The sequence below is a fragment of the Rhodothermales bacterium genome (genome assembly GCA_013002345.1).
Taxonomy (GTDB): Bacteria; Bacteroidota; Rhodothermia; order Rhodothermales; family JABDKH01; genus JABDKH01.
Window position 1 is genome coordinate 1 of sequence record JABDKH010000310.1, and the last position, 10,364, is coordinate 10,364.

The 10,364-nt window shown below is 59.9% G+C and carries 7 protein-coding genes; 3 read left to right on the top strand and 4 right to left on the bottom strand.

Annotation, left to right across the window (positions count from 1 at the left end; translation table 11 throughout):
• Positions 1 to 322: 322 nt before the first annotated feature.
• The 3 genes from HKN37_14850 to HKN37_14860 form a co-directional block, all read right to left on the bottom strand.
• Positions 323 to 3,061 carry a protein kinase gene (locus tag HKN37_14850; GenBank protein NNE47927.1) on the bottom strand — a complete coding sequence of 913 codons (2,739 nt, stop codon included), beginning with the start codon at positions 3,059 to 3,061 and terminating at the stop codon, positions 323 to 325.
• Between the two features lie 225 nt (positions 3,062 to 3,286).
• Complete coding sequence (locus HKN37_14855) at positions 3,287 to 6,163, bottom strand: T9SS type A sorting domain-containing protein (GenBank protein ID NNE47928.1); 2,877 nt, start codon at positions 6,161 to 6,163, stop codon at positions 3,287 to 3,289.
• Positions 6,164 to 6,227: 64 nt separating this feature from the next.
• The gene (locus HKN37_14860) at positions 6,228 to 6,473 is read right to left on the bottom strand and encodes a hypothetical protein (protein ID NNE47929.1); all 246 of its coding nucleotides are present in this window, start codon (positions 6,471 to 6,473) and stop codon (positions 6,228 to 6,230) included.
• A gap of 317 nt (positions 6,474 to 6,790) precedes the next feature.
• On the opposite strand from HKN37_14860, the gene HKN37_14865 reads away from it, so the two are divergent.
• Positions 6,791 to 8,281: a hypothetical protein gene (locus HKN37_14865; GenBank protein NNE47930.1), complete on the top strand. Its 1,491-nt coding sequence runs from the start codon at positions 6,791 to 6,793 to the stop codon at positions 8,279 to 8,281.
• A gap of 82 nt (positions 8,282 to 8,363) precedes the next feature.
• Here the strand turns inward: HKN37_14865 and HKN37_14870 are convergent, their stop codons facing one another.
• A complete protein-coding gene (locus tag HKN37_14870) occupies positions 8,364 to 8,969 on the bottom strand; it encodes a DUF1080 domain-containing protein (GenBank protein ID NNE47931.1) in 606 nt (201 codons plus the stop codon).
• Between the two features lie 180 nt (positions 8,970 to 9,149).
• Here HKN37_14870 and HKN37_14875 point away from each other — a divergent pair, with 180 nt between their 5' ends.
• Both HKN37_14875 and HKN37_14880 read left to right on the top strand, forming a co-directional pair.
• Positions 9,150 to 10,091, top strand: a complete 942-nt coding sequence (locus tag HKN37_14875; protein NNE47932.1) for an ROK family protein — start codon at positions 9,150 to 9,152, stop codon at positions 10,089 to 10,091.
• Positions 10,088 to 10,364 (top strand): MFS transporter (locus HKN37_14880; GenBank protein ID NNE47933.1); only part of this gene is annotated, 277 nt, incomplete at its 3' end. The genes HKN37_14875 and HKN37_14880, both read left to right, overlap by 4 nt.

Here is a 10,364-nt window from a genome sequence, read left to right on the forward strand (position 1 = left end):
TGGCATGACGCTGACGCTCTAGGTTGAGCGACGTGGCAGGTCCACACTTCTGTGCCGTACCGCATTACAAGCGATTGCTGCCGACACGAAATTCCTGGTCGAAGCGCTCCGCGATTGTCATCTGGCACGCCGTACAAGTGAATCGCGAGACGTCAGGTCGCGCGCAGAAGCCGACAGACAATCCTAGCCTTAATCTTCTGAACTAGGAACCGGCATCTCCACTACCCAAACCCCTGTCTCGTTGCGAAGCAATGGGATGGGGGTTTCTGTTTTGAAGGAAGTCTCTCTCGCTGAGCCCTTTCGTTCGGCACGAACGTCTCCCCTACCGCCCCATCACGCGATCCAGATACGACGACCAGTTCTGGAGCCAGACGATTGATGGCGCCTGTTCAGCGTCAGAACCGAAGTTGACCGCCGTGGCAGTGATCGCCAGCCGAGAGCCGTCGCGAGTGATGTCGAAACCACTGACACCACTCGTGCTGACAACCAGCTCGGGCGCTCCGAGTATCTGGAACTCTGGTGTCGTGCGGATCGGGATTCTCCTGATCCCACTCGATACCACGTACAGATAGTTGCCGTCAGCCGACCACACCGGATCGCGCCCGACCAGATCCGGGACTTCGTAAAGAGCTTCGCCGACAACTGGCCTGATCATGACCCGTCGCCCTCGTTCGCTGGATAGATCATATGCGACGTAACGGCTATCTGGCGAAAACGATGGGCGGCGGGCGCTACCCGTTGTATCCAGTGCCGCCACGTCTCCAGTTCGAAGCTCGAGGAGACCCAGCCCGCTTGTCCGCGCGCCCTCAAGTGTCACCGCAGCGAGCCAGCGTCCGTTCGCCGAAAGGGTCTGACGCGCCGCGCCGGCAAGGACCACCTCTTCAGTGCCCGTTCCGTCGACGAGACGCCTGTAGACCGTGCCAATCTGGCCGTCCCAGCCCGTGTAGTACAGCACCTTCCCGTCGGCGGTCCATGTTGGCCAACGCCTGGCATCTCCGAAGGTCTTCTGAAGGTGTGTTCCGGTCTCTATGTCCAGAACGACTATGTGAGCGGAACTATTGTCATCCTCCAGGGCCAGCGCAATCTCCTTGTCGTCTGGCGAGTAGTTGGGGCTCGCCGGCACGCGGTTGGCTGACATGACCAGATCGATTCGCGAGATCGACCGCTGGTCAAGATCCGCTATGAACAACCTCTCCACGGAGTACCCGATCGGAGTATCCCAATACTGATACAGGAGATCTCCGTCGGCCGTTATCGAGTACTGGCTCCACACCGTTGAGGCGGATTCCGGCAAAACGTCTCTTGGTTGACCCACAAACTGTCCAGTCTTTTTGTCCACCCGTCGAACGACCAGGAGCCCGGAATCGTCGCGCTGTTGGTACATCAGGAAACCGCCATTCACATACTCGGGATTCATCGCAGTCGATTCAAGCAGGTCGACACGGCCTGTCTTCAAGTCTGCCGCGAAGATCTTTGACACGCCTGCGTATCCGCCAACAGAGGTTCGAACGAACTGATGCCCAAAGGAAAGCGACGATCCAGGCACAATGGTCTTGATAATATCGACGGTCTCGTCCGTCAAGGAGGGGTCGGAGAGCGTGATTTCCTCCTCCACCGACGTCCCGAGCGCCTTCCTGTATGTCTTGCCGCCCGGACTGTCGTCAACGAACAGTATCGTCGTGTCGTCTTCCCACGCGATCATCCGACCTCTGTCCGTCTGACGTTCCGGAATTCCGCTGGGCAGAACGACGCTGAAGACGCCCCCGTTGAAACCGGTCGTGAATGCGAGGCGACCACCGTCGGGCGAGAATGCGAGTTCTCTACCTCCAACGATCTCAGATCCTTCCAGAAGTCGAATCGCACCCGTCGCCATCTCTCGCAAGAAAACGCCTTCCCGACCTACCGAGTCGGCCCCCTGAAACGCCAGGTACTCCTTCGTTGGAGATAGAGCCGGGAATCGTACGAGACTCATGCCGTCAAGCGGGATCTGCACCCGAAGGAGAGGCGCTGTCTCCTGAGGTCCGTCGAGAATACCGGACACCGCGTACCCCAGACCCGCAGCGACCAACAGGGCGCCGGCAATAGCGGGCCAGAACCAGGTCTTCTTTCGCGTCGAAGCGGGTGCGTGCGCCACCGATACCGGGGCCGGCATCGCATGTGCACCGGACGTCACGGCGGAAAACGAGCTGCCAGACGCCGTCGATACTCGCGACATACCGGACGCATTAAGATCCACGTTTCGCAGATCCACAACGAGATCGCTCGCTGACTGGTATCGGTCGGCCGGATCTTTGGCGAGGCACTTCGAGACGATCCACTCGAGGCCCATCGGGACACCCGAACGCACCGCCGTCAGCGGTTCAGGGGCTTCATTCAGGATGGCGTACACCACGGCCTGTTCGTAATCGCCACCGTACGGCAGCCTGCCTGCCACCATTTCATAGAGCATGATCCCGAGCGACCAGAGATCCGACCGGTAGTCGACGTCTTCACCACGCGCCTGCTCGGGACTCATGAATGCGACAGTCCCCAGCGTCGAGCCCATCTGTGTGAGCATGGTGGAATGCGTGGTCTTCGCCAATCCAAAATCCAGCACCTTCGCCCGACCTTCAGCGTCGAGCATCACATTGCCCGACTTGATATCACGATGGACGATTTCCTTTCCGTGCGCCGCCTTCAGGGCCTCGGCGACTTCGCTGCTGATCCGCACGGCGTCCTTCAGCTTCATGGGCCCCTTTGCGATATGCTCGGCGAGCGTCTCTCCCGGGATGTACTCCATCGCGATGAACGGGCTCGGCTGCGTTCCGTGCGGAGCACCCGAGGGAACGGCTTCATCGATCTCGTACACGGCCGCGATGTGAGGATGCGTGAGTTGCGCCGCCGCCTTCGCCTCCCGGTAGAAGCGCGCCCGATCATCTTCCGTGACCAGCGCCGCCGGTGGAAGCACCTTGATGGCCACCGTCCGGTCGAGTTTTGTGTCCTCGGCCTCGTATACGATGCCCATTCCACCGCGGCCGAGTTGTCCTGTAATCCTGTAGTGAGAAATGGTTTCGCCGATCACGGGTGATCTCCGAGGTAACGTTTGGGACAGGCCTTAGATAGCAGATCAGGTGAGGAGAAGCAAGGTGTTGCCCAGATTGAATCGGGCGAAATCGGAAATTGTCTCAACCATCCGCACACGGAAACCCCGGCCGCACGCAATCACCCGTTCGCCGTGCAGGGGAGCGTCAGCGCTGTGATGAAGTCTGCAGACTTCCTGCAATCACGCCGATAAGATCCTCCGGTTTCACTTGACCACAATGAGCGATCCGGACTCCTCTCGAGTACCGGCCCGCAACCGATAAATGTAGACCCCGCTCGCCATCGCGCCGCCACGCCAGGTAACCGTGTGTGGTCCCGCGGAAAGAACCTGGTCAACGATGCGCGCAACTTCTCGACCAAGCAAGTCGAAAACGCTCAGTCGAACCCGTTCCCTCGAGGGAATCACAAACGAAATACTGGTCTCTTCGGTGAATGGATTCGGGTAATTCGCTCCGAGTTCAAACGCGAAGCCGTGCGAACCGACGACGTCTGTCGCGATGACCGTCGTCGCGACTGGTGTAGGCCGGCTCTTCTCGGTGTTACCGACACGGTCCGACGCGAGCGCGTAGAACAGATAACGTCGGCCGGGCCTGACGGGCGCCGTGAAGCTGTTGGATTCGCTGAAACCGATCAGCTCAAAGGCACTGCCGTCAACGGACGCGTACACGGCGGCGGACGCAACTCCGGACCCGGTCTGCAAGTCGTCTGACGTCCACGCTACCGCGACGCGGTCTCCCTCCACCTCTGCCGGCAAGCTCGACATCGTCGTAATTGGCGCCTCGAAATCGATAGTGTTGACATGCGTATTGGTCAGGATCGGCTCGTTCAGGTCGAAGATGATCTCCGCTCGATTGGATATGACCGTCCCGCTTGGGAGTCCGTCGGCCGCATCCACAGTGAACGAAACGAATCCCTCCCCTTCTGGCGGGTTTACGTTCGGTGGCAGCTCTATGCCCTCGATATCCCAGGTGAGAACGTTGCCGACTCGGGTCGTCGTCCATCCATCGTGGCTGACGGGCCCGAATCGAACGCTGTTCGGATCAAGCTCGGGGCGTAGTGTGTCGGTGATCACGATTCGGAAGGCCGGCGCCGTCGCCTCCGCCTTGTTCTCGAAATTGATTACATACTCCATCTTGCCGGCTGCCGAAACGAAGTTCAGCGTCCCCGCGCCGCCGGGTCCAACCTTGGAGTTCGGATCGAACGAGCTGACCGGGTCCATTGGCAGCTGATCGTTCGGAACGTTAGGTCGCGGTGGCGCATCGCAGTCGATCGGCTCGAACATGCTCCTCCCGGAGTTCTGCTCGTAGCGTGCGGTGCCGTTCGCTACCGTGCTTGCGGCCGAATTCAGCAGGTTTACCGCCGTAACCACGCCGAATCCCGACTTCAGCGCTCCAATCTGGGAAAGCCCGCTTGCGCCATTCTCCGAAACCGCAAGCCACGGGGACTCCGAGCTGCCAAATGGATTCCACTTATCGTCCGTTCGGTCAAAGGCATCGTTGAACTTGTCCTTGTAGCCTGAATCGTTGTTGCACGGATCAGCCATGACCTCCTCAAGCGCGTGGAACAAGACATCGGACAGATAGCCGGCGCCAATACCTAATACGATACCGCCGACAATCTGGACGACAGCTTCTGAGCCCACTTTACCCGCGTCCGGCACGGCCTTCAGATAAGCGGTGAACGCTCTCGTCTCGCCCGGGCCGAGCGGCGATGTCATTACCAGCGCTTCCGTACTGTCGCCGTCAGGAGCGAACTGTTCAACTCCCCAGCCAACGGCCTCGTCCTTCGCCGACGAAGGGACGATCCTGTCGATGTATGCGCCGCCCTCAGTTCGAAGGCCGATGATGGTCCTCCCCATCGGCACAGATCCAGCATTGGTGTAGTAAACACGATATCGTTGAGGCGGCCCACCGACTCTAATTTGATTTCTGCCCAGAAGCTGAATGTCTGCCACGGGCCGGGCAGCGACCGGAGGACCGGGAGCCGCAATCACGAAGTCGCCCTCGGACGTAACGTTCAGTAGAGAGGCAAAACCAACTCCGCTCGACGGGTCAAACGTCACGGCAAAAGGCGGCTCCGTCAATTGCTGCCAGGTCCTCCCGCTGTCGGGCGAATGAAACACTGACAGGCTGTCCGGATCCAGATCGCCCAGGTGTCGGGCATTGAATGTCATCAGCAACGATAGCAATTCTGGTCGCGGGCTCGGGGCCGAGTCCGCCCAGCGGAGTCGAAACCAGTTCCGAACCGAGTTCGCGAACCGCGGGTGGGCCTGATCGCCATAGGTTTCGGCCCATATCGTGTCAGCGGACGTTACTGACTGATCGAATCCAGCCCGCATGTTGGAACCCACCACCACATTGGCGAACTGGTCGGGGACGTTCGGCATGATCACCGTTCCGAAGCTGGCAAACTGGTCCTGATCAGGCGTGTCCAGTTCGGCCGGTTTGTAGCCGACTTCCGGCGTCACGCTGAATTCGATGGTTCCCCCTCGCTCGAGTATCAGCTGTCCGCCGCGGTCGTCAACAGCGTTCAACCGACTCAGAACGTTACGCCCCTCTAGCGAGACAAATCCGGTCACCCATTGGACATCGCTGTCGATCCCCGGCGCAATAATGGTTCGTGGACCATTTCCTCCGTAGAAAACGCGCGATGCAACCTGGCCGGTATTAAGAACGTCACCCTCGAGCAGAAGAAGTCCGACATCCCCGAGAACGATTCCTCTGTTCACAAAGTCCCCGTGCACCTCGAGCGTGAGATTGTCCGAGCGACGAAGCGTTGCTCCCTGCTCGATCGTAATCCCCGCACACTCGAGGAGCCCCTGCATGGCAACATCCGCTCCGGCCGAAATGATCACCTCGTCATCAACCTCTGGAACCAGGTTTCCTTCCCAGGTCGACGGTTCGCTCCAGTCACCACCCGTTGTCGTTGATCGGATCTGTGCCAGGACATCCGTCGTCCCCAATGCCAACAGTAAGAGCATCAGCATACTGGACACCGGCACCAGGTTCGATACTCGACGAGCGACAACTCGCGTGGCGGTTATCATGCGAAACGAAGGCTTGTAGTGGAGGATTGACGGCACGGGCATTCCCAGTTTCAGAGTGGTGGTGAGGTCGGTGGCGTGGGGAAAACAAACAGGCAAACGATTACGATGCTGTGGGAGACATGAATCCACCCGCTCGCACCTCGTCGAACGCGTCAGTTTCCGCCAGATGGCATAGCCCCGGCTTCAGGTCCATGTCCTGCGAACGAGCCCATGCTCCACGCATCCATGCCGACTTGCTAAACGACTGAAATGCTGTGGTCTTGCCGAGCGCCAGCAATCCCCCGATGGCCTTCGTTGACCCGGATAGATAGCGGATCAGGTGAGGAGAAGCAAGGTATCCGGTCAAATTCACTCCCTGGCGTCAAGTACAGCACTGCCGCGTCGCCGCGATCAAGTCTTGTTCTGCCCGGGCGCACCGGCGCCGCATGACAGGCAGGCAGGTGCTGCGAGATGCATCAAGTTCGTAACGCCAAACCCTCCACTCAGCCCGTCCTGCCGACCGTTGGCCTTCGTCCGCCTACACCCCGACTTTTGCCCATTTGAAGCCGCTCCAACCCGCCGTAGCTTTCGTTCGCGAAACGGCCATTACATCGGTTTCGGTACACCGCGCACGGCGCCCGCTTCCGGGGCGTCATTCTCCCGGCAATTCTGGAGGGACCGACCATGCAACGCTCAATACTCCTTATCGGCGCCGCCGTTCTACTTCTCTCCGCGTTGATCGCGGGAACCGCCTCGGCGCAAATGATCAACCTGAAAACGGTGCCGGTTGCGAGCGGAGATCAATTCCTGATCTACCCCTCGCAGAACCTGTCCATGGGCGGCGTCTCGATTGCCCTCGACGATCCCTTCCTGGATCCGTTCGTCAACCCGGCTCGCGGAAGTCGAACACAAGGCGTGCAGCTGTTCGGGTCGCCGACCTTCTACTCGATCACGAATAACAACGGCGGGGCCCGGACCCTGCCCTTCTCGCTTCTGTACGGAGAGGACGACTGGTTCGGCGCCGTATCTCTCACCCTTCAAGAGTTGCGTGCCCCCGACGACGAGTTCTCGTTCGGACCGCAACCGCTGATCTTTCCCGAGACGGGAAACACCCTGAGCGAAGGCTCGGCCACGAACAAGTATTTCTTCGGGATGATCGGTCACAAACTGCCTGGCACGGGCATGTCTGTGGGCGGCTCCATATCGCTCGCCGATCTCAATGCGGTGGACGGTGTCGAGCACCTGTACGCGCTGAGCGAGAGCATCGATCAGTACGGAAGCGTATTTGATGTGAGGGTCGGATTCCTGAACCAGCTCTCCGGCGATCGAACGTTCGAGGCGTTGCTGCTCCACAACCGGTTCCGCATGACGCACGACGTGACGTACTTCGATTTTATCTGGGATCAGCCGGCAGACTGCTGCGCACCGACAACCGTACGACGCGATGAGCGCAACCTCGACAGGACCGACACCTGGGGTCTGCACATGGAATACACGCAGCCGCTCACGGACACGGGTTGGCGCGTCGGCGGCATCGCCACAGCCAACTACAAGTCGCACCCCAAGATTCCGAACTACGAAATCATGAACATCCCTCGCGATCCCGGCCACTCGTGGGCGTACAACCTGGGAGTCGGTGTGTCGCGCCAGGCAGGTCAGGCACGGTTCGGGCTGGATCTTATTTACGAGCCTATTAAGAGCAGCACCTGGGCCGAAGCGAATATTGAGTTACCGACAGCCGACGGTGGAATTCTGACGATCGGCAGCAAGTCAATCGAGAACGACTTCGATTTTTCGAATGCAATCATGCGGGTTGGCCTGTCGCGCGAAGGTGAGCGCGGCGGGCTGAGCCTCGGTCTCCAAGTCCGGAGCACCGACTACCAGCTCCGACAGCGTGACAACGTCGCGCTGACCCGGCGAACCCAGCAAGAGCACTGGCTGGAGTGGACGCCCACCTGGGGTGGCGTGATTCATTTCCCCGAGTTCGAGATCCGCTACACCGGACGCGCCACGCTGGGCACAGGACGGCCGAGTGTTGCCTGGACCGGATTGCGCGGAGCGACGGTGGATCAGGCCGTGGCGGCAGACTTCATCATTGCACCCAGCGGTCCGCTCACGCTGCAGGATGCGTCCGTCTTCACGCATCAGGTGTCGGTGGCGATACCGATTCGTTGACGGGATCGTAGAAGGGCGAACAACCGCAACGGCGCCGCTCCTATTCCGGCATTCGCCAAGAGAAAGCCGGTCCCGGGACGCCTCAATCCAAGCGCTGTACGCGAAGGTTTCGCCAGCGGACCTTGATGCCGCCGCCGTCGTGAATCTGCAGAGCAATCACGCCCTCCGCCTTTCCGATCAACTCGTCGGTTAGTTGGACCATCTGCTCGCCGTTGAGCCACGTCGTCACTTCATCGCCGACAGCACGCACACGCAGCGTGTTCCATCCACCCATCTTGAGCGACCGGTCGCTGCCCTCGGGAGGCTTGATCAGCCAACCCCGACCGTACGATTCGTAGATACCGCCCGTCGGGTTTCCCGGCGGTGCGATCTCCGCCTGCCAGCCCGTAATGCGCGTGCCATCGAGCGACGATCTGAAGAACAGGCCGCTGTTGCCGTTCGCCTCCTGACTGAACTCCACGGACAAATCGAAATCCTTGAAACTGGCGTCGGTCGCCAGGTACCCGTACTCCTGGTCCGGCCCGCTTTCGCCAATGAGTTCCCCATCCTCCACATACCAGAGCTCCGTCCCATGCACGCGCCACCCGTCGAGGCTTTTGCCGTCGAACAGGGAAATGCCCACCGATGAACTTCGGCAAGCAGGCATCAGCATCCCCAGACACACGATCAGAAAAAGAGTTCTGTTCATCTCAAACCTCGCTCGGAAGACGGTTGTGCTCGCACTCAAATCTACGCCCCGGACCGTCCAAGGAACCAGTGTCGACGGGGAGTTGGTGGCGAATGCCTGTTCCGCTGCCACCAGCTGGACTTTTCAACCACCACAACTCGTAGATTGGCGCGGCAGACACTTCGACCAAAAATAACGGCAATGGCTGTCATCGGGGTTGACCTGGGAGGCACGAAGATAGCCTCCGGAATATTCGAACATGGCGGCGAACTCGTGACCCGTCGCACGGCGAAGTTGACCGGCGGGGGCGACGCCGTCGGGAACCTCATCATTTCGGAAGTCGGATCGCTCCTGTCTGAAATGACAATTCAGCCTGATGCGGTCGGTGTATCCGTGCCGGGCATCTTTTATTCCGACCGCGGCACCGTGTGGGCACCCAATATTCCCGGTTGGACTGATTACCCACTCGTCGAACGCCTCGAAATCGGCCTGGGTGGCAACGTGTCCGTTCGCGTCGACAGTGACCGGGCCTGCTACGTACTGGGCGAAGAATGGCAGGGGCGTGCGCGCGGGTGCCGGAATGTCATTTTCGTCGCCGTCGGAACGGGTATTGGCGCCGGCATTCTGATCGACGGCCGAGTAGTTCGCGGCGCAGGCGACGCTGCAGGCGCAATCGGATGGATGGGACTCGATCGACCTTATCGTGATGTCTACGACGACTGTGGATGTTTCGAGTATCATGCATCCGGCGCAGGAATTGCCAAGGTGGCCCGCGAGCTGCTGACATCGGCGAATGCGTACGACGGCGTGCTGTCCGAAAAGCCGGCCGACGACCTCACTGCCGTCGACGTATTGATCGCGGAGGCCGACGGTGATCGCATCGCTGTTCAAGTCATGGACGATTGCATCGAGTTCTGGGCCATGGCCGTAGCCAACCTGGTCAGCCTGTTTAACCCGGAGATGATTATCCTCGGGGGCGGGGTATTCGAATCGGCGGCACGATTCATTCCGCGCATACGAGCGGAGGCAACGAAGTGGGCTCAGCCGATCAGCATCGGCCAGGTCAAAATCGAAACAAGCGCACTGGGTGCTGACGCCGGTCTGTACGGCGCCGCGCGCCTCGCCCTTTCGGAGACGTCATGAACGGAAAGACTACCTACCGGCGCAATGTTGTGTTCGCGGCGGCGTGTCTCGGCATTCTGATCTTCGGCGTCGTGTTCACTACGCTCGGCGCGATCCTTCCGTCACTGATCGACCGCTTCGAGGTAGACATGGCGCGGGCCGGAACGCTCTTCACGCTGCAGAACCTCGGGATACTCGTCGGCTCGATCTTCTTCGGACCTATCGTGGATCGATACGGATACCGGGTCATCCTCATCATCAGTACGCTGTTCATACTGGCCGGCATTGAGGGGA

Excerpts from the sequence above, each read along its gene's own strand:
- HKN37_14865 (NNE47930.1), top strand. The coding sequence starts at position 6,791 with ATGCAACGCTCAATACTCCTTATCGGCGCCGCCGTTCTACTTCTCTCC.
- HKN37_14870 (NNE47931.1), bottom strand. The coding sequence starts at position 8,969 with ATGAACAGAACTCTTTTTCTGATCGTGTGTCTGGGGATGCTGATGCCT.
- HKN37_14875 (NNE47932.1), top strand. The coding sequence starts at position 9,150 with ATGGCTGTCATCGGGGTTGACCTGGGAGGCACGAAGATAGCCTCCGGA.